Raw genomic sequence first — 22,288 nt, forward strand, 5'->3', positions numbered from 1 at the left:
AAATAAAAATGAAAAAAATAATTATAACATCATTTCTACTACTTTCAGTTATTGCTTTTGGTCAAAATAAAAAAACTGTAAAAGCTATCCCTTTTTCTACCAAAAACAAATCAGTAACTATATACACATCGGCTGATAGTACAAGTTTAAGATTAGCCAAAACCGATTCTAATTTACAGTTCACAACATTAAAACAACCGTTAGAAACGCAAACCTGCATATTTGTAGATCCGGATAAAAAATTTCAAACTTTTTTAGGAATAGGTGGCGCAATTACGGATGCTTCTGCCGAAGTTTTTGCAAAATTAACTCCTGCAAAACAACAAGAATTTCTTGATGCCTATTTCAGTAAAGAAAATGGAATTGGCTATACCTTATTGCGAACAAACATTCACAGTTGCGACTTTAGTTCAGAAAGTTACACTTACGTAGAAGAAGGTGATGCTGCTCTAAAAACCTTTAGTATTGATCATGATAAGCAATTCAAAATTCCACTTATCAAAAAAGCTATAGAAAAGATTGGTTCTGATGTCAAATTTTATGCATCACCATGGTCACCGCCTGCTTTTATGAAAGATACTAAAAACATGCTCAAAGGCGGAAAATTATTACCTGAATTCTATCAATCTTGGGCTAATTATTATGTAAAATTCATCAATGCTTATCAAAAAGAAGGAATGCCAATTTGGGGATTAACCATTCAGAATGAACCAATGGCAACACAAAAATGGGAATCTTGCATATATACTGCCGAAGAAGAACGTGATTTTTTAAAAAATTATCTTGGGCCAACTCTAAAAAAAGCCGGTCTTGGCGATAAAAAAATCACTGTTTGGGATCATAATCGTGACTTATTAGTACAAAGAGCCACAACAATTTTAGACGATCCAGAAGCAAATAAATATGTTTGGGGTGTTGGTTTTCACTGGTACGAAACATGGACAGGTGGTGAACCAATGTCATCTAACGTTGGTGAAGTGAATAAATTATACCCAAATAAAAACCTATTATTTACTGAAGGTTGTGTGGAAAAATTTGATGCAACTAAATACCAACTTTGGGCAAATGGGATGCGTTATGGAAAATCGATGATAAATGATTTTAATAACGGAACTGTTGGTTGGACAGACTGGAATATTCTATTAGATGAAAACGGTGGGCCAAATCATGTTGGCAATTTCTGCTTCTCTCCTATTCACGGTGATACCAAAACTGGTGACTTAATATACACACCTTCCTATTATTTTATAGGTCATTTTTCAAAATTTATTGGAAAAAATGCCAAAAGAATTAGTTCTGTTTCAAGCAGAAGTAATTTGCTCACAACTTCTTTCCTTAATAAAGATGGAAAAGTAATTACAGTTGTTCTTAATAACAGTAACAAAAAAGTAACATACAATTTATGTATTGGAAAAACAGCTACAGAAGTAACTATTTTGCCAAATGCGATTCAAACGCTTGTTTATTAAATTATAAGTTGATTTATGTAAAACCTAAACAAATTACGTTTGTGTAGGTTTTTTTAAATAATAGAATAAATGAAACAGAAACATTTCATAATCGTATTATTCCTATTTATTGGAATTATTATTCAAGCGCAGACTTCAGTGGCTTCTATTTTTTCGGATAACATGATTTTGCAACAAAATGTAAAAATTCCTGTTTGGGGTTTTGCAAAAGCAAATGAGGCAATTACGGTAAAATTTCATAATCAAACTAAAAAAACAATCGCAAATAAAGAAGGAAAATGGTCAGTTTATTTAGACAATGAATCAGCTGGCGGTCCATTTATTCTTTCAATAAAAGGAAAAACAAAAATTGAAATAAAAAATATTCTAATTGGTGAAGTTTGGCTTTGTTCAGGGCAATCTAATATGGAATGGACTGTTGGACAATCTAATAATTCGAAAGAAGAAATTGCAAATGCCAATTTTCCAACAATTAGACATATCAAAATTCCTAAAGAAATTAATTCAATTCCCAATTCAGATTTAAAAAATGCATCTTGGCAAATTTGTTCACCAGAAACGGTAGCCGATTTTACAGGAATTGGTTATTTCTACGCAAAAGAATTAAATCAAAAACTAAACATTCCAATTGGTATAATAAATGCTTCATGGGGCGGAACTAATATAGAAACTTGGATAAGTCGTGAAGGTTTTGAAAGTAGTCCTGAATTCAAAGAAATGATTGCTCAAATGCCAAAAGTCAATCTCAATACTCTATTAGATTTAAAAATGGTAGCTGCTCAAAATAGAATTGAAACTCTTCAAAAAACTAAATTCTCAACTGAAAAGGTTCCATTTTATAAAGATTTAAATTTTGATGACAGTTTATGGCTCACTTTACAACAACCAACCGCTTGGGAAGAACAAAGTTTAGGGGATTTTGATGGAGTAGTTTGGCTCAGAAAACATTTTACATTAACCGAAAACAACAAGTCTATTACATTAGAAATTCCTGCTATAGATGACAATGATGAAACTTTTGTAAATGGAATTAAAGTCGGGGAAACCTTTGGTTGGGATATAAAAAGAGCTTATCAAATTCCATCAGAAATTCTAAAAGTTGGTGATAATGTAATTGCAATTAGAGTAATCGATAACGGCGGTGGTGGCGGAATTTATGGAAATAATGAAGAATTAAAATTAATTTCTGAAAAAACTCAAATTGCATTAAATGGAACTTGGAAATTTCAAGTTGAAACCATCAAAAACGGCGTAAACGAAAACGAATTTCCATCACTTTGTTATAATGCAATGATTAATCCGCTAATTCCATTTGCATTCAAAGGTGTGCTTTGGTACCAAGGCGAAAGCAATACTTCAAGAGCTTATCAATACAACAAAGCTTTTCCTTTATTAATTGAAGATTGGCGTTCAAAATTCAAATCAGATTTTCCTTTTTATTTTGTACAATTAGCAAGTTTTCTTACCAAAGGAAACAGCAATGAAGGTTGTTCTTGGGCAGAATTGAGAGAAGCACAAACCAATACTTTGCAACTAAAAAACACTGGAATGGTTGTCACTACTGATTTAGTTACCAATCCAAAAGATATTCATCCAACTAACAAACAAGATGTTGGAAAACGATTGGCTTCAATAGCACTTGATGGTGTTTATGATGAAGTAAATCTAATTAAACAAGTAACATCAAATGGACCAACTTTCAAATCTTTTGAAAATAAAGCAGGAAAAACATATATAACTTTTGAAAATATAGGTTCTGGTTTATTTACACCTGATAAATATGGCTATATAAAAGGTTTTGAAGTAGCTGGTGAAAATCATGTGTTTTATTTTGCTAAGGCAGAAATTATTGAGAATAGAATTGTCTTAACATGCAATAAAGTTCCAAACCCAATCGCAATTCGTTTTGGATGGGTTGGTGATGCTTCCGAATGTAATTTGTTTAACAACGAAGGTTTTCCAACAATTCCATTTAGAACCGATAATTGGAAATTGAGCACTGAAGAGGAAAAATATAAAATATCAAATTGATTTATACTTGTAATTCATTGTGAAAAAGAATTCTTTCTTTAAAATAAAAATACCTAGATTTGCCTAACAAACAACAATCTAGAAAAATGAAATTAAAAATTACACTTCTTGCTTTAGCTATATTTTTACAATGTAAGCTAAATGCTCAAGTGGCTAGCAATCCAACTTTTATAAAGAATGCAAGCCACATGACCATCGTTAAGAGTTTATCTTCTCGAACTAATCTTGTTCCTGCTCCTGTAAATCTTGGTGAGGCAAAAGATAAAAAATCTGGTAAAAACAAAGCCGTTTATGGCAAAGGTTTTCCGTATGGAAATGATCCATTAGCCAAAGAAAACAAAAACAATTTAAAGCTAAAAGGTAGAAGTGCCAGCATCGTTTTTGATGGTGCCGCTTCCGAATCGCAACCTACCGATCCAGCTGGTGCCGTTGGTCCCGACCACTATATTTTAGTTTTCAATACAGGCTTTAGAATTTTTGACAAACTTGGAAATCCTCTTACTGCTCAATTAGACACTAGTAATATTTTTCCAGAAAGTGGCTGTTGTGATTTAACTTGTTCATACGATACTCAAGCCGAAAGATTTGTCATGACTTTTTTAGGCGATGGCGTACAAGTAGCTGTTAGTCAAACATCAAATCCTGTAACTGGTGGTTGGTATGTGTATAATTTTCCAATGAATACCGATTATCAAAAACTTTCTATTTGGAGTGACGGTTATTATTTAACTGCTAACAAAGATTCAGGTTCAGCATCAACTACAGAAGTTATTTATGCTTTAGAAAGAAGCAAAATGTTAACTGGTGACACAACTGCACAAATTATTGGTTTTCCTTTACCAGGAATAGTAACAAGCGGATTCTACAGTCCACAAGCCTTTAATGTAACTAGTTCTAACTTTCCTGCTGCCGGAAATGTGCCAATTGTTTATATGCAAGATGATGCTTGGTCTGGAGTTACCGAAGATCATTTAAAACTATGGTCAGTAAATGTAAATTGGTCAACACCTTCAAATTCAACTATTTCGACTGCACAAACTCTTACTACTTCTGCTTTCACATCAGTTTTTGATGATGGAGCATGGGAAAATCTTGCGCAACCAAATGGTGGTGCTTCAATTGATGCACTTCAGGCAACTGTAATGAATCAAGCTCAATTTAGAAAATTCCCTTCTCATAATTCAGCAGTTTTCAATTTTGTGGTAAACACTAAAACTGATGCCGACAAACAAGCTGGTGTAAGATGGTTCGAATTACGTCAATCTGGTGATGGACAACCTTGGTCTATTTATCAAGAAGGAACTTACACGGCTCCAAATAACAAACATGCTTGGAATGCAAGTATGGGAATTGACATTCAAGGAAATATTGGAATGGGTTATACAAGTATGGGTGGAACTGTAAATCAAAAAGTTGGTTCATGCTATACAGGAAGATATGCAAATGATCCGCTTGGCGTAATGACTATCGAAGAAAATGTTATCGCTATTGGAAATCAAAACATTCCAGGTACTCGTTATGGTGATTATAGCAAACTTGCACTTGATCCTGTTGATAGTAAATCATTTTGGTTCTGCAATGAATATATGAACTCTGGCAGAAAAGATGTTGTAGGTGTTTTCAAAATTGCACCTAACTTTACCAATGATGTTGGTGTTGTAGCTATAACAAACCCAAATAATGCTACACTGACTGCTTCAGAATCTGTTACCATTTCCATTTTTAATTATGGTCAAAATGCAGCTTCTAACTTTCCTGTTTCTTACCAAATAAATGGTGGAACAGTCATTACTGAAACATTTACAGGTACAATTGCTTCTGCTGGTTACGCAACTTATACTTTTTCTGCCACAGCAAATTTAGGAACTGTTGGACAAACCTATACAATAATTGCTTCAACTGCAATGACTACCGATGAAGACAATTCTAACAATAGTTTTACTAAAACAGTTATACATTTAAACCCAAAAGACGTTGGTGTATCGGCTATAACTTCACCTGTTTCGGGAACAAATTTAACCGCAACGGAAAGCATAACGGTTACCGTAGAGAATTTTGGTGGGCAAGCTCAATCTAATTTTCCTATTTCTTATACTTTGGATGGTACAACCGTAAACGAAACTTTTACTGGTACAATTCCAGCAGATAGTTCGGCAAATTATACTTTTACACAAACAGGTAATTTTGTAGCATTAGGTATTCACAATCTTTCAGCAACAACTGCATTAGTAGCCGATAGTAATAATTCCAACGATTCATTTTCGACAGTTATTACTAAATCAAATTGCCAACCAGACGCCGATTGTACATCGGGTGATGGATTACGATTATTTCAGCTAGGTACTATTGATAATGCTTCAGAATGTGGTGCAAATGGCTACAGCGATTTTACCAATCTTTCTACCGATTTAGTTCAAGGAAGCACTAATGATTTAACTATCTCAACCGATTATGGAAGCCAATTTGTATCAGTTTGGATTGATTATAATGATGATTTTGTTTTTACAACAAATGAAAAAGTAGTTACAAATTATGAACTTGGAGCAAACGAAGGTTCTGGAACTTATACCGAAACTACTTCTTTGACTGTTTCAGAGACTGCAACTCTTGGTCAACACTTGATGCGCGCCAAAACAAACTGGAATAATAACGTTCCTGACGATGCTTGTGATGGAACAACTTATGGTGAAACCGAAGACTATTTAGTTACCATTACTCCTACTCTAGCTATTGCTAATTATAACTTGAATAATACTGAACTAGTTGTAAAATCACTTGCCAATAATCAGTTTGAAATTTCACTTGAAAAATCTCTAGAAGTAAATCCACTTGTTTTTACTGTTTATAACACTAACGGGCAACGTGTTGTTTTAGATAAAGTTAAAAACAAAGAAGGTAAATATAGTTACAACTTAGACATGAGTTACGCTCCAAAAGGCGTTTACCTCATCCGACTTGGAAATAATCAATTTGGTAGAGTCAAAAAAATTATGGTAAAATAAATCACAACTAAAAACTTCCGTTAATTTGACGGAAGTTTTTTTTTAACTTTACCATATGAAAATAGCCCTGCTTAACTCAACGCTCGTTTGGGAAAATCCAACAGAAAACCGAACTAATTTCGAGCAAAAAATCAATTCTATAAATGAAGTAATCGATTTGATTGTTTTACCCGAAATGTTTACTTCTGGTTTTACAATGAATCCGAAAAAGGTTGCTGAAACCATGCAAGGCGAAACCGTTTCTTGGCTAATAAAACTAGCAAAAGCGAAAAATTGCGCTATTACGGGAAGTTTAGTCATTACAGAAAATGAAAACTATTACAACCGATTGCTTTTTGTTTTTCCCGATGGCAAAATTGAATTTTATGACAAGCGACATCTTTTCACACTTGCTGGCGAAGATAAAGTTTACACTTCTGGCAAGAAAAAATTGATTGTTACTTACAAGGGTTTCAAAATTTGTCCGCTTGTTTGTTATGATTTGCGTTTTCCAGTTTTTGCAAGAAATGTTGAGAATTATGACTTACTACTATATGTTGCCAATTGGCCAAAACCTCGCGTAAATGCTTGGGATATTTTGCTAAAAGCACGAGCAGTAGAAAATATGAGTTACGTAATTGGCGTTAACCGAATAGGAAACGACAACAACAATTTAGACTATGTTGGTCACTCACAAGCCATCGATTTTTTAGGAAATTATTTGGTAGAACCTCAAGAAAAAGATGGCGTTTTCATTGTAGAAATAGACAAAGAAAAACAAGACGAGACACGAAGTAAATTAGCTTTTCTAAACGATAAAGATGAATTTGAACTTAAATAACGTGAGTTCGATATAAAAACCAAAGAAACATTCACCATTTTACACGAATTACACTAATTTACACAAATTGATGATAGAAAATTACACCAATAAAATCTGATTTTATCAGATTTTTAATTCATGAAATTCAATTGTTAAAAAATAATTCGTGTAATTCGTGTCTAAATTTAAATATGCTTACGTCGAACTCACGTTAAATAAATCATTTAGCCACAGGTTTTCACAGGTTATAAGGATTTTACAATCTTGATATAACAAAATCAGTGTTAATCCATCTAATCAGTAGCAAAAAAACAAGTCAATAAGTTATTTCTTCAAATCAAAAACCTGTTCGACATCCCAATTGGCCCTTATGTCAATTTCTTTTGGGAAATAAATGACTTCTTCCGATTGTTTTTTGGCTATAAAATTACCAGAATCCCATTCTTTATTACCATTTTCGTCGTAGATAATTCGCAAAGTAAAAAGGGCTGGTTCGATTAAATCAAAGTTTACTTGACCACTTTTTTCGGCATATTCGGTATATAAAACCTTGCCTTCTTTGTTGGTCAATTCAACAATTACTGGAAATGATTTTACATTTTCGAGTTTTAATCTAAGATTTCCGTAGTCGGTTACGTTTTTGGTCGAAAAGATAAATTTTAAACTATCATTTTCTTTTTCGTAAAAATCTACAAAAGCACCTGGCAAAATTTTGAGTTTGTATTTTTCCAAAGGTTCTTTTTCAAAATTGAATTCGATTTCTTGATTCCACTCGTTGTAAGCAGTTTCAAATTTAACTGCAACCGAATCTTTATTGATAAAAGCGATTTTAGAATTATCAATTTTGGTTATCGGAATCGAAGTTTTCAAAGCAAATTTATCTCTTAAATTTAAAATTCCGTTTTGTTTTGGGGTTATGCTAAGCGAATCGACTTTTTGTTTTTTTAGTTTCAAATTATAATCTGCCGAATACTTGTCTTTGGTAACATTTACAGAAACAGAATCCATATCAGCACGTTTAAACCAAACTTGAACCGAATCTTTTTCCTGAAACTTAGAAACCGTACTCGGAATGATTTCGTTTCCTTTTTTTAGCGTCACTTTCGCACCTTTATAATCGCCGCTATATCCTAATAAAGCTCTATTATTCGAAGCTTGCGAAGGTTTTACAGATTTGAAAGCCTGCTTTTCTTTGAACAATTCAATTTCGTAAAGTGTATCATTCGGAATTGTAACATATTGTTTATGAAACCCAATTTTCTCTGTTTTAGAATCAAATTTGAAATTATTATTCACATCTTTCATGGCAACCAAAAGATATTTTCCAGCTTTTAGATTTTCTAACTGAAAAGTTGTTGCGCTATCTAACGTATTGGTAACATATCTTGGTTTCTGCTTGTAAACCACCGAATCATTGTACTTTTCATTGATTTCATACAATAGAACAGACACAAAATTATCGGTTTTTTTGTCGATTGCATCTTTAATTTTTCCGCTCAACTTCAATGAATCTATATAACTTCCTGTCGAAAAAACATATTTGAATTGCTTGTACGGATTGCCTTCGTTATTGTCTTCTATACTTTGCCCAAAATTAAAACTATAGGTTGTATTTGGTTGCAACGTATCTTTTATATTGATGGTAATATACTTGCTAGCCGTTGTTGGCGAAATATCGGGAGCCGTTGTCATTGGAGGTGAAACAATCAATTGTTTGTTTACATTTTTTAGTTTCACATATTCGTCAAAAGTCAGTTTGATGGTTTTTCCAGTAAAATTAGTGCTGAAATTTTTGGGTAAACTAACCTTCATAACTGGTGCAATCGTATCTTTTAGTCCACCACTAATAGAGCCACGCTTGGCGCAACTAGCAATAAGAATCGAGAAAAGAATTGCAAAAATTTTTATATAATTCTTCAAAACAGAATGTATTTTTTAACTAGCTACAAAATAACAATTATATTTATTGTTATTGAAACTTTTTATAGAATTATTAATACAGACAATTATTTTTTCATCATTATTTATTCTCACACCCATTTTTATGTAATTTTACACTCGAAAATACAGTATCACTCTTGAAAAAATTTGGTTTACTCCTATTTTTATTGCTCTTCCTTTCTTGCCAAAAACAAGAAAAGCCTACGATTTCTTTTTATTACTGGAAAACCGTTTTCAAATTCTCTGAATCGGAGAAAACAATTCTGAAAAACAATCAGGTTCAAAAATTATATGTTCGTTATTTTGATATTGATTTGCTAGAAAAAACCAACGAGGCTTTTCCGAAAGCACCTATTCAATTTCAAGAAAAAACTACAGGTTTCAAAGTTGTTCCTGTGATTTACATTAAAAATAAAGTTTTCCTAAATCCGAAAATTAATCTTGAAGAATTAGCCACCAAAACCAATTCGTTTGTCAATCAAATAAATGCTAAAAACAATATTTCTATTGATGAAGTACAGTTTGATTGCGATTGGACATTGACTAGCAAAGACCGTTTTTTCAAATTTATTAAAGCTTTCAAAAAAGTGGCTAAGGTCAAAATTTCGGCGACTATTCGTTTACATCAAATAAAATATTACCAAAAAACGGGCGTTCCTAATGTGGACAAAGCAGTTTTGATGTATTACAATATGGGAAAAATTGCACCTGATTCGCTAAATTCTATTTACGACAAAAAAATCGCTGACAAATACCTCGAAAGCATTCAGAAATATCCTTTGCAACTTGAAATTGCGCTTCCTATTTACACATGGGCAATTCATATAAGAGATGGAAAAATTACTGGTTTAAAAAGTAAAATTAGCATTGAAAATATAAAGAAAGATACTAATTTTGTTCAGGTAAATGAAACTTTTTTCAAGGCGAAAAATCCTTGTTTTAAAGGTGGAACTTATTATAAAACATACGATATTTTAAAATTTGAAAGCATTTCTGAAGAAGATTTACTAGAAATGACAGATGATTTGAAAGAAAATTTAAAACAAAATCCCAACGAAATTATTTTTTACGATTTAGACGAATTCAATACACAACAATATGAAAACGACATTTTTACAAAAATTAGCAATAGCTTTTAGTGCCATTGGCTTATTTTCTTATACGATTATTTACGCTTGCGCTGGCGGCGATTGGGATTTTTGGGATGACAACTCCAATTTTGCACCCGAAGTTTTTGTAGAAAAATCGTATTCTCCGCTATTTTTGTCGCCTGACGTGTTTTATACCCGCGATTATTATGGGTTTGACACCGCTCACAACGGTCGTTTTAATGACGAAATAATTTCAGATTGGAGCAATTATCTCGATAAAAAAATTGATTTAGAAACTTTGAAATTCTTCCTAACAGTCGACTCAAGTGCAACGGAATTAACCGGAATTAGCAAATTTATTTCAACCAAAAAACCAACTGATTTTTCCAAAAAATGGGAATCGAAAATAGATTATAAAGACAAGAAAGTTAAAAGTTTTATCGAATTTTTAGATGCTGCCAAAAAACTGGAAGATGCTTCTACCAATGAAAACTACTGGGATTATGACAGTAATGCGAACCAAAAAACGGTTGATGGAAAACTAATTTCTCTTTTTGAAAAAAGATACAACTCCGAAAAAGATAGTTTTCTTAAAAATCGTTATTGGTTTCAAACTATCAAAGCACTTTTTTACCAAGGTGATTACGAAAAAACAGTCGCTTTTTTCAACAAAACGCAAAATGATGTTCCCAAAAACACCTTGTATTACAGAGGATTGTCTTATTTAGCTGGAATAAATTATAAAAATAAAAACTACGCACATTCCAATTACCAATACAGTATAGTTTTCGACAAATGTCCGACGATGCGTGTTGTAACGGCTTACTGCTTTCATCCACAAGAAGAAACCGACTGGAATCAATCGTTGGCAATGGCTAAAACCAATGAAGAAAAAGCAGCTTTGTGGGCACTTCAAGGTTACTATAATGACGAAGTAAGAGCTATTGAGAAAATTTATGATTTAAAACCCGAAAGCGAACATTTAGATTATCTTTTGACAAGATTAGTCAACATTCAAGAAGGAAAAATTGATAATTCTTTTGAAAATAAAACAATAGAAGAAAAGAAAAAAACCAACAAAGAAGCTCTAAATGCCACAGCAATAGCATTGGTTGACAAAATTGCAAAAGCAGGAAAAACGTCTAAACCCTATTTATGGAATTGTGCTGCTGGTTACTTGCAAACTCTAACGCAAAATTACAGTCAAGCCGAAAGTTATTTTGATAAAGCCGAAAAACAATTGCCAAAAAAAAATCTAGCTATCAATCAGTTACGACTATTACGTTTTATAAACAATGTAAGTAAAACCGATAAAATGAATACTAAAAGTGAAGCTTTACTTGTGCCTGATTTAAAATGGATTTACCAAGAACTAAAATACGATACCGCTGGAGAATTAAGATATAACAATGCTTCTGCTTGGAGCAAAAGATATTTGTCGGCTTTGTACAAAAGTCAAAAAAATACTGTAATGGCGGAGCTTTTTGACAGAAACAATGATTTTTATGATAATCAAGCTAACTTAGATGCCATGAAAGCTTTTATGTCAAAAGAAAACAAATCTGAAATTGAAAAAATTGCTGCCAACGTTTATAATGTGAAACTTACTGAAATATATGAATATGAAGCTGTAAAAGCAACTTTTCAAAATAAAATTCCAGAAGCAATTGCTTTTATGCAAAAAACCGATAGTATTCAACACAGCCAATTTTTAGGAAATCCATTCAACGGAAATATTAAAGATTGCCACGATTGTGATCATGCTGCTTATCAAAAACGAAAATATTCTGAAATTGAATTTCTTACTACTATCAAAGAAATGCAAGATAAAATAGCCAAACAAGAAGATGTTTACACAAACGCAATGTTAACTGCAAACGCCTTTTACAACATCACTCATTTTGGAAATGCACGTTCATTTCACGAAGGAAATATAATGGGTTATGGATCGTCACCTTATGATTTTAGAGATTCGTCTAAAAAAATGGTTTCCGATTGTTCTTTGGCAAAATTATATTACGAAAAAGCATTAGCTGCTGCCAAAACCGATGAACAAAAAGCCAAATGCCACTATATGTTGGCCAAATGCGAACGAAATGAGTATTACAACAAAAAATATTATACAACTTACACAAACTGGTATGAGCAAGAAGAAACAGAAGTAAATTTCTTAGCTTGGAATGGTTTTAAAAACCTAAAAAAATCATATTTCAACACCAAATATTACCAAGAAGTTATCCGCGAATGTGGTTATTTTGATACTTATATTAATGGCCCGAAGAATTAATGCGACAATGCCATACAAACAATACTAACTTTTGCACCTGGGATTTTTAGAAGTTCTCTGGCACAAGCTTCAAGTGTTGCGCCTGTCGTCAATACATCGTCAACCAAAAGAAAATGTTTGTTGTGATTTTTTTCAGAAAATGTAACTCCAAAAGTTGCCGATGAAACCGAAGTTCGACCCAAAAGGTTTTTATAAACTTGTGTTGTTGAATAGATGTTTCTGGACAAAATTTCATCATTGTAAACCAGTCCCAAATTTTCTGAAATTGTTTTAGCAAAAGTAGTCACTTGGTTGTAACCTCGATTTTTGAGTCGTTTTTTATGTAACGGAACAGGTATTACCTCATCAACTGTTTGTATGATTTTATTGTTTTTCAAATCTTCAACAAACCAATTTCCTATTGCAGTTCCTATTTCTTGATGACCTCTATATTTTAGGTTGTGAATTAGTTCTTGCACAATTCCTTTTTTGTTGAAATAAAGGAAAGTAGCGACAAATTCGACTGGGATTTTCCCGTAAAATTTCATTTTCGCCTCATTCTCTTCGTTCAAATGGTGATTGGTTAAAGGAATTTCGTGACGACAAACCGTACAAATTGTAATTTCATTATTTAACAAAAATGAATTACAACCCATACAAACCTTGGGAAAAAAGAGATTTACAAGACTCTCAAACATGAAAAAATAGTTTTGAAAGTATAAATGTATAAAATTGATTGATTCAATTTACAATAAAGTTATTTTTTAAGTTCACTTTTTATATTTTTGCACCATTATGGCAAAACAAGAAGATTTATTTAAGAATGTAGTTTCGCACGCAAAAGAGTACGGATATATTTTCCCGTCAAGCGAAATTTACGACGGATTAAGTGCGGTTTATGACTACGCACAAAACGGTGTTGAACTTAAGAAAAACATCCGTGAATATTGGTGGAAAGCAATGGTGCAAATGCACGAAAACATTGTCGGAATTGACGCAGCTATCTTAATGCATCCAACCACATGGAAAGCATCAGGACACGTTGACGCCTTTAATGATCCATTGATAGACAACAAAGATTCGAAAAAAAGATATAGAGCCGACGTTTTAATTGAGGATTATGCGGAAAAATTAAACCTGAAAGCCAAAAAAGAAATCGAAAAAGCCCGTGAGCGTTTTGGTGCTTCTTTTGACGAAGAACAATACAAAACAACCAATCCACGTGTGATGGAATACCTTTCTAAAGAAAGAGAAATCTTGGAAAGAATGGGTAAATCATTAGGAAATGGCGATTTAGAAGATGTAAAAGCACTAATCGAAGAATTAGAAATTGCTTGTCCAGAAAGCGGTTCACGTAATTGGACAGACGTAAAGCAGTTCAACTTAATGTTTGGAACAAAACTAGGTGCTTCTGCTGAAAGTGCAATGGATTTATATTTACGTCCAGAAACAGCACAAGGAATTTTTGTAAATTTCTTGAATGTTCAAAAATCGGGAAGAATGAAAATTCCTTTTGGTATTGCTCAAACCGGTAAAGCTTTTAGAAATGAGATTGTAGCAAGACAATTTATTTTCCGTATGCGTGAGTTTGAACAAATGGAAATGCAATTTTTTGTAAAACCAGGTGAAGAAATGAAATGGTACGAGTATTGGAAAACTACTCGTTTGAACTGGCATTTATCGTTAGGTTTAGGAAAAGAAAATTACCGTTTTCATGATCATGAAAAATTAGCACACTACGCCAATGCTGCCGCTGATATCGAATTCCATTTCCCATTTGGTTTCAAAGAATTAGAAGGAATTCACTCAAGAACCGATTTCGACTTGAAAGCGCACGAAGAATTTTCAGGTAAAAAAATGCAGTATTTTGATACCGAAACCAATGCTAACTATACACCTTATGTAGTAGAAACTTCAGTTGGTTTGGATAGAATGTTTTTAGCTGTTTTCTCCAATTCATTAAAAGAAGAAACACTTGAAGACGGTTCAACAAGAACGGTTTTACAATTACCATCAGTATTAGCGCCAACAAAAGCGGCTGTATTACCATTAGTTAAAAAAGACGGTTTGCCAGAAGTGGCTCGTACAATAATAGAAGATTTAAAATGGAATTTCAATGTTTCTTATGACGAAAAAGATGCAGTTGGAAGACGTTACCGTCGTCAAGATGCTTTAGGAACACCATTTTGTATAACAGTTGACCATCAAACACTAGAAGATCAAACCGTAACCATACGCCACAGAGATTCGATGAAACAAGATAGAGTGGGCATTTCGGAACTAAAAGACATTATAGAAAATGAAGTTTCGGTTAAGAATTGGTTGATGAAGATGTAAACATAAAAAACCCCGTTTCAACCGAAACGGGGTTTTATTTTTAACACAAATCTAAAATTACTTAGCTTCGTTGTATCTTCTTGTTACTTCATCCCAATTGATAACATTGAAAAAAGCTTCAATATAATCAGGACGACGGTTTTGATAATGCAAGTAGTATGCGTGCTCCCAAACATCCATTCCTAAAATTGGAGTTCCGCCACAACCAACACCTGGCATCAACGTATTATCTTGATTAGGAGTTCCGCAAACCTCTAATTTTCCATCTTTTACACACAGCCAAGCCCATCCTGAACCAAATTGTGTAGCACCGGCTTTAGCAAATGCAGCTTTAAATTCGTCAAACGAACCTAAATCTTTTTCTATTGCTGCTAGCAAATCACCTTTTGGCAATCCGCCACCATTTGGTGACATTACAGTCCAAAATAAGTTATGATTGTAAAATCCACCACCATTATTTCTAACAGCTGCTTTGGTCATATCTAGATTTTTCAGAATTTCTTCAATCGATTTTCCTTCTAAATCTGTTCCAGCAATAGCTGCATTTAAGTTGGTAGTGTATGCATTGTGATGTTTTGTATGATGAATTTCCATCGTACGGGCATCAATATGTGGCTCTAACGCATCGTAAGCGTAAGGTAATTGTGGTAATTCAAATGCCATGATATATTTTTTAAATTAGTAAATAATTGAATCCAAATTTATACATTTAACTTCAAAAATTATTATATTTTTATTGTATAATTTTATAAAATTATAACTACTATTTATTTTAAAGTTAGCTTAATGAAATTTATTCAACAACCAAGGCACTTAGAAAACGAATTAATCAAGTTAGTTCCGCTCAATGAAAATGATTTTGACGAACTTTATTCGGTTGCTTCTGACAAACTCATTTGGGAACAACATCCTAATAAATTGCGTTATCAAAAAGAAGTCTTCCAAAACTTTTTTGAAGGTGCCATTCAGTCGAAAGGTGCTTTTTTTGTTCGCGACGCCAAAACCAACGAGCCTATTGGTAGTAGCCGATTTTATGATTATAACGAAAATGAAAAATCAGTTTTAATAGGTTATACTTTTATAGGTAGAAAATTTTGGGGCAACGGATACAACAAGGCACTGAAAAAACTTATGATGGACTATGCTTTTCAACATGTTGATACTATTTATTTTCACATAGGAGCTTTTAATATTCGTTCGCAAAAAGCAATAGAAAAAATAGGCGCCACAAAAATTGATGAATTTGAAGTAGAATATTATGGAGAAGATTCAAAATTGAATTATATTTATCAAATAAAGAAATGATATTTTTTATGAGCTTTAACCTGCTATACGTTGCAATCTTTTCTTTTTTAAAGAAAAAAAGAAAAGGATTTCCACTACTATCAGGGCTAGAAAATTCTAAAGATCAACAATCGTTTCAAAAATAAAAACCTAATGCAAAGACCTTCATTCTCCATATACGACGCATCGGCTGGCTCAGGAAAAACCTATGCTTTGGTTAAAGAATACCTCAAAATCATTCTTTCATCAAGCAAAAACGATTCTTATCGAAATATTCTTGCCATTACGTTTACCAACAAAGCCGTTCACGAAATGAAAAGCCGTATTGTAGGCAGTTTGTCCGAATTTGCAAAAGACGAACCCAACAAAAAAGCGTCAGACCTTATGCATGATTTGGCAATAGAAACCAATCTTTCTGTCAATCAAATTAAGGTCAAATCGCAACAAATCATCAAGCATATTATTCATAATTATGCCGCTTTTGATATTTCTACCATCGACAAATTTACGCATCGTGTCATTAGAGCTTTTGCCCACGATTTGAATTTACCCATGACTTTTGAAGTAACACTCGATACCGAAAATTTACTTACCGAAGCAGTCGATGCCATTATTGCGCAAGCGGGCGAAGACGAAACCTTGACTAAGTTACTCATCGATTTCACCATGGAAAAAACCGATGACGATAAAAGTTGGGATATTTCGCGGGAAATTCTAGAAACGGGAAGATTGTTGCTAAACGAGAATAATCGAGAAGAGATAACGCATTTTCACAACAAAACAATTTCCGAATTTTTAGAAATCAAGAAACGTCTTGCCAAGATTTGTGAACAATTAGAAGCAGAAAATATCAATCTAGCTAAAAATGCTATTTCCATTTTTGACCAAAACGGAATTGATACAAAATCATTTTCAGGCGAATATTTTCCTAAACATATTCAGAGTATTATTGACGGAAAATTTAACCCAAAAAATAAAACCTATCACGAATTTGATGCTATAAAAATCAATAAAACAGCTAAAGATACTGCCATTATTGAAAGTGTAATTCCACAATTATTGGAGTTTTTAGATACAATTTACAAAAATTTTGAAAAAAGAGATTTTTACAAAGCCTTTCTAAAAAATATTACGCCACTTTCGTTGCTAAATACCGTAAGCAATGAGTTAGCTAAAATTCAGGAAGAACAAAATGTGCTTTCCATTGCTGAGTTTAATGCTATTATTCATCGAGAAATTCAAAACCAACCAGCACCTTTTATTTATGAACGATTGGGTGAACGCTACCGCCATTTTTTTATTGATGAATTTCAAGATACTTCCGAAATGCAGTGGCAAAATTTAATTCCGCTGATAGACAACGCTTTGTCGGGCGAAATTGATGGCGAAAAAGGAACGTTGATGATTGTAGGCGACCCAAAACAATCTATTTACCGCTGGCGTGGCGGAAAAGCAGAGCAATTTATCGAGTTAAGTAAAGACAAAAATCCGTTTAATAATCCCGATAAAAAGCAGTTTCATTTAGATAAAAATTATAGAAGTTATTCGCAGATAATCGATTTTAATAATCAGTTTTTCAAGTTGTTATCAAATGAATTTGACAATGCAGCTTATAAAGATTTATACGAAAATCATAGTTTTCAGAAATCTAATAACCAAATAGGCGGTTATATGAACATTTCTTTTTTACCCATAATCGATAAAAATGAATTTGAAAACGACGACGAAGCACTAGATAAAACCGAACTTTTCGTTTTGGCGACTTTAAACACAATTCAAAAAGTCCTAAAAGAAGGTTTTGAGTATAAAGATATTGTCATTTTGACTCGAAAACGCGATCAGGGAATTGCTATTGCCAATTATTTGACCGAGCAAAATATTCCGTTATTATCATCGGAAACCTTGATGATTCAAAATGCGACAGAAGTTCGATTGATTATTCATTTGTTAAAATACCTAAAAAACAATGCCGATTTAGAATCAAAAGCGCAGTTCTTGAATTATTTGGCTCAAAATAGTCAAGACCAAATGCCTATTCACGATTTTATTGCTAAAGGAATGTCGTTTACAAATGAAAAAGAGTTTGAAAATTGGCTTGAAAGTTTTCATGTGAATTTATCGTTTCAAAATATTAGAAAAAAATCACTTTATGAAGCGGTCGAAATTTTAATTACAAAATTTCTGAATTTAAAAGTTGGGAATTCATACATCCAATATTTCCTTGACATTGTTTTGGAAAGAGACATTCGCAACCAAGCTGGAATTTCAGATTTCTTGAATTATTGGGATAAAAATGCTGAAAAATTTAGCATTCCGTCGCCCGAAGGAACTAATGCTGTTCGTATTATGACCATTCATAAATCAAAAGGATTGGAATTTCCCGTTGTAATTTTTCCTTTTGCCGAAGAAGATTATACTCGAAAACCTAAAGACAAATTATGGCTTTCTAATGAAGAAGAAGCAGTCGAATTACCTAAAATATTAATAGACAACACTAGTTCGGTTGAAGGTTTTGGCGAAGCCGCAAAAGCGGTTTATGATTCCAAAAAACAAGAAGAATTGCTAGATAATATTAACGTTTTATACGTTGCTCTTACTCGTGCAGAAGAACAATTGTATGTGATTTCGCAACAGCTAAAACATAAGAAAGATGGCGAATATCCTAGCAATATGGCTTCTTTTTTTATAAAATATTTGCAAAATCAATCTGTTTTTGATGAAAATAAATTAGAATATGCCTTTGGAAATGCTGAAAAACTATCTGCAACCAAAGAACATGTTGATACTTCAAAAATAATCGAATCGATTTCAGAAATTTTAAATCCAAAAAACATTAAAATTGCCCAACGAGAAGCCATAATGTGGGGAACTCATCAGCAAGAAGCCATTGAATATGGAAATTTAATTCACGAAATTCTATCTTTTGTAAAAACCAAAGAAGATATTGATTTTGCTATCACAAATGCTCTCGAAAACGGATTAATAACCAATAATCAAAAAGAAATGGTTGCCAAAACCATTAGTGAAATTGTAAATCATTCAGAACTAGAAAATTATTTTGATAAAGACAACCTAGTTTTAAACGAGCAAACCATCATTCAAAAAGAAGGAAATTTGGTAAAACCAGACAGAATGGTTATTTCCAAGAAAAATGAAGTTTATTTACTCGATTATAAAACAGGTTCGCATCAACCTAAATACAAGCAACAATTAGAAAATTACCAAACAGCTATTGAAAAAATGGGTTATAAAGTCAATAAAAAAGCACTTATATATATAGGAGAAAAAATTGAAGTGTTACATTTGTAACCACAAACAAAAAAACTACAAACAATAAACTACATTTATATGTACGGAAAAATTCAACAACACCTGCAAAACGAGTTACAAACTATTGAAAACAATGGTTTGTACAAAAAAGAAAGAATCATTACTTCACCACAAGGAGCAGAAATTACCGTTAATGGTGAAACAGTATTAAATTTTTGTGCCAATAACTATTTAGGATTATCATCACACCCAGAAGTTATTCAAGCGGCTAAAGACGCATTAGATTCGCACGGATTCGGAATGTCATCAGTTCGTTTCATTTGTGGAACTCAAGATATTCATAAAACATTAGAGCAAAAAATCGCCAATTTCTACGGAACTGAAGACACTATATTATATGCAGCAGCATTTGACGCCAACGGTGGAGTTTTTGAACCATTATTAGGAGAAGAAGATTGTATTATTTCTGATAGTTTGAATCACGCTTCTATTATTGATGGTGTTCGTTTGTGTAAAGCAGCACGTTACCGTTATGAAAATTCCAATATGGAAGATTTAGAACAACAACTTATAAAAGCTACTGAAGCTGGAACTCGTTTTAAACTTATTGTAACAGATGGTGTTTTCTCAATGGACGGATTAGTTGCGCCATTAGACAAAATTTGTGATTTGGCGGATAAATACCATGCAATGGTTATGGTTGACGAATGTCACGCAGCTGGATTTATCGGAGCAACAGGAAAAGGAACGCTTGAAGCAAAAGGCGTAATGGGAAGAGTTGACATCATTACAGGAACATTAGGCAAAGCACTTGGTGGTGCAATGGGCGGTTACACAACAGCTAAAAAAGAAGTTATTGAAATTCTTCGTCAACGTTCTCGTCCTTATTTGTTTTCTAATTCATTGGCACCAGCAATTGTTGGAGCTTCTATAAAAGTATTTGAACTTTTAGAAAAAGATACCTCATTAAGAGATAAATTAGAATGGAATACTAATTATTTAAAAGAAGGAATGAAAAAAGCAGGATTTGATATTATTGATGGAGATTCTGCTATTGTTCCAGTAATGCTTTATGATGCAAAATTATCTCAAACAATGGCAAACGAACTTCTAAAAAAAGGGATTTATGTAATAGGTTTCTTCTTTCCAGTGGTTCCAAAAGAAAAAGCAAGAATCAGAGTTCAATTGTCAGCGGCTCACACTAAGGAGCATTTAGACAAGGCAATTTCAGCATTTATTGAGGTCGGCAAAGCATTAAATGTTGTATAATTACAAGTTTTATAACCTTTTACACGTTTTTTTTTAGTTTTCATTTTGCAGTTAAAAAATTACGTGTTACTTTTGTCGCATTAAATTATTGTAATCTAACAAAATTAAGTATGAAACATCTTAACAAATTATTTGCTGTAGTGTTATTGTTTGCTGGACTAAGTTCGCAAGCGCAAGACAGTGACAACCCATGGGCAATTTCCTTTGGAGCAAACGCAGTAGACGGTGCTAGAGTTAGTGCTGCCTCAAAAATGGAAGATCAATTTTCTCAGTTTTTTAATGTGAAAAACTACTGGAACATTATCCCTTCTGTATCTTATTTGAATGTAACAAAACATGTTGGTGGTAATTTCTCTTTTGGAGTTACTGGATCGGTTAACAAAATTTCTAAATTTGTTGGAGAACGTCCAACAGTTCCTGGAGACTATCCAGTTGTTAACCCTGGTGATTTAAGCTACTATGCAGCTGATGGAGTTATTAAATATAGCTTCGGTAAGTATTTAAGTAAAGTTGTTGAACCATCTGCTCACATAGGTGGTGGTTATACTTGGTTAGGTGATGCTAGCTATGGTACTGTAAATGGAGGTTTAGGATTAACTTTCTGGTTTACAGAAATGGTTGGTCTTTCTTGGCAGTCAACTTACAAACATTCAATGGAAGATTCAGCTATGAGAGGTGCAGCAGATAACGTACCAACTCACATGCAACATTTCGCAGGTCTTACTTTCAAATTTGGAGGTAAAGATACTGATGGAGATGGTGTTTATGACAAAGATGACGCTTGTCCAGAAGTTGCTGGTTTAAAACAATTCCAAGGTTGTCCTGATACTGACGGTGACGGAATCGTTGATAGCAAAGATGCTTGTGTTGACGTATTTGGTTTAGTTGCTTTAAACGGATGTCCTGATACTGACGGTGATGGTATTGCTGATAAAGATGATGCTTGTCCAGAAGTTGCTGGTTTAGCTGCTCTTAATGGTTGTCCAGATTCTGATGGTGACGGTGTAACTGATGCTTCAGACAAATGTCCTACTGTAAAAGGTCCTAAAGATAACGCTGGTTGTCCATGGCCAGATACTGACGGTGACTCAGTTCTTGACAAAGATGACAAATGTCCTACTGTAAAAGGAACTGTTGCTAACAAAGGTTGTCCTGAAGTAAGTGATGAAGTTGTTAAAAAATTGAATGACTATGCTAAAATTATCTTATTTGATACTAACAAAGCTACATTCCAACAACAAACTTACCCAGTTTTACAAGCTATTACTTCTATCTTAAAAGAGTATCCAAACTCTAACTTCGCAATCGAAGGTCATACAGATAGCGATGGTAAAGATGCTGCTAACCAAACATTATCAGATAATAGAGCTGCTGCTGTTAAAAACTATTTAGTTGAAAACGGAATTGCTTCTTCTAGATTAACATCTGCTGGTTACGGTGAAACTAAACCAATCGATACTAACAAAACTAAAGCTGGTAAAGCTAACAACAGAAGAGTTGAAGTGAAATTAGTAAAATAATTTCTT

The 22,288-nt window shown here is 33.1% G+C and carries 14 protein-coding genes; 11 read left to right on the top strand and 3 right to left on the bottom strand.

Features of this window, described 5'->3' with window-relative positions:
• Positions 1–8: 8 nt before the first annotated feature.
• From O9267_RS09980 to O9267_RS09995, 4 genes are all read left to right on the top strand, one after another.
• On the top strand, positions 9–1,469 hold the full coding sequence (locus O9267_RS09980) for a glycoside hydrolase family 30 protein (RefSeq protein WP_298178840.1): 1,461 nt from the start codon (positions 9–11) through the stop codon (positions 1,467–1,469).
• Between the two features lie 69 nt (positions 1,470–1,538).
• The gene (locus O9267_RS09985) at positions 1,539–3,500 is read left to right on the top strand and encodes a sialate O-acetylesterase (protein ID WP_298178842.1); all 1,962 of its coding nucleotides are present in this window, start codon (positions 1,539–1,541) and stop codon (positions 3,498–3,500) included.
• Positions 3,501–3,586: 86 nt separating this feature from the next.
• Positions 3,587–6,502: a GEVED domain-containing protein gene (locus O9267_RS09990; protein WP_298178845.1), complete on the top strand. Its 2,916-nt coding sequence runs from the start codon at positions 3,587–3,589 to the stop codon at positions 6,500–6,502.
• Between the two features lie 55 nt (positions 6,503–6,557).
• Entirely contained in the window at positions 6,558–7,322 is a 765-nt protein-coding gene (locus O9267_RS09995; RefSeq protein WP_298178847.1) for an amidohydrolase, read from the top strand.
• A 306-nt stretch (positions 7,323–7,628) separates the two neighbouring features.
• Here the strand turns inward: O9267_RS09995 and O9267_RS10000 are convergent, their stop codons facing one another.
• Entirely contained in the window at positions 7,629–9,224 is a 1,596-nt protein-coding gene (locus O9267_RS10000) for an Ig-like domain-containing protein (protein ID WP_298178850.1), read from the bottom strand.
• Positions 9,225–9,382: 158 nt separating this feature from the next.
• Here O9267_RS10000 and O9267_RS10005 point away from each other — a divergent pair, with 158 nt between their 5' ends.
• On the top strand, positions 9,383–10,384 hold the full coding sequence (locus tag O9267_RS10005) for a hypothetical protein (RefSeq protein ID WP_298178852.1): 1,002 nt from the start codon (positions 9,383–9,385) through the stop codon (positions 10,382–10,384).
• Entirely contained in the window at positions 10,344–12,623 is a 2,280-nt protein-coding gene (locus O9267_RS10010) for a hypothetical protein (RefSeq protein ID WP_298178855.1), read from the top strand. Before O9267_RS10005 ends, O9267_RS10010 begins: the two co-directional genes overlap by 41 nt.
• On the opposite strand, the gene O9267_RS10015 is transcribed toward O9267_RS10010, so the two are convergent.
• The gene (locus O9267_RS10015; protein ID WP_298178857.1) at positions 12,620–13,300 is read right to left on the bottom strand and encodes a phosphoribosyltransferase family protein; all 681 of its coding nucleotides are present in this window, start codon (positions 13,298–13,300) and stop codon (positions 12,620–12,622) included. The genes O9267_RS10010 and O9267_RS10015 overlap by 4 nt on opposite strands.
• A 97-nt stretch (positions 13,301–13,397) precedes the next feature.
• Here O9267_RS10015 and O9267_RS10020 point away from each other — a divergent pair, with 97 nt between their 5' ends.
• Positions 13,398–14,939, top strand: a complete 1,542-nt coding sequence (locus tag O9267_RS10020) for a glycine--tRNA ligase (RefSeq protein ID WP_298178859.1) — start codon at positions 13,398–13,400, stop codon at positions 14,937–14,939.
• A gap of 57 nt (positions 14,940–14,996) precedes the next feature.
• Here O9267_RS10020 and O9267_RS10025 read toward each other — a convergent pair whose 3' ends face one another.
• A complete protein-coding gene (locus O9267_RS10025; RefSeq protein WP_298178862.1) occupies positions 14,997–15,602 on the bottom strand; it encodes a superoxide dismutase in 606 nt (201 codons plus the stop codon).
• A 123-nt stretch (positions 15,603–15,725) separates the two neighbouring features.
• Between O9267_RS10025 and O9267_RS10030 the strand changes: the two genes are divergently transcribed.
• The 4 genes from O9267_RS10030 (at position 15,726) to O9267_RS10045 (ending at position 22,282) form a co-directional block, all read left to right on the top strand.
• Positions 15,726–16,244 carry a GNAT family N-acetyltransferase gene (locus tag O9267_RS10030; RefSeq protein WP_298178864.1) on the top strand — a complete coding sequence of 173 codons (519 nt, stop codon included), beginning with the start codon at positions 15,726–15,728 and terminating at the stop codon, positions 16,242–16,244.
• A 132-nt stretch (positions 16,245–16,376) separates the two neighbouring features.
• Positions 16,377–19,532 (top strand): UvrD-helicase domain-containing protein, encoded by a 3,156-nt coding sequence (locus O9267_RS10035; RefSeq protein WP_298178867.1) that lies wholly within the window; start codon positions 16,377–16,379, stop codon positions 19,530–19,532.
• Positions 19,533–19,571: 39 nt separating this feature from the next.
• Positions 19,572–20,762 (top strand): glycine C-acetyltransferase, encoded by a 1,191-nt coding sequence (gene kbl, locus O9267_RS10040; protein WP_298178870.1) that lies wholly within the window; start codon positions 19,572–19,574, stop codon positions 20,760–20,762.
• A 110-nt stretch (positions 20,763–20,872) separates the two neighbouring features.
• Positions 20,873–22,282, top strand: coding sequence for an OmpA family protein (locus O9267_RS10045; RefSeq protein ID WP_298178873.1), 1,410 nt, complete (start codon positions 20,873–20,875; stop codon positions 22,280–22,282).
• Positions 22,283–22,288 lie beyond the last annotated feature (6 nt).

The sequence above is a fragment of the Flavobacterium sp. genome (genome assembly GCF_027531705.1).
In the GTDB taxonomy this organism is placed as follows: domain Bacteria; phylum Bacteroidota; class Bacteroidia; order Flavobacteriales; family Flavobacteriaceae; genus Flavobacterium.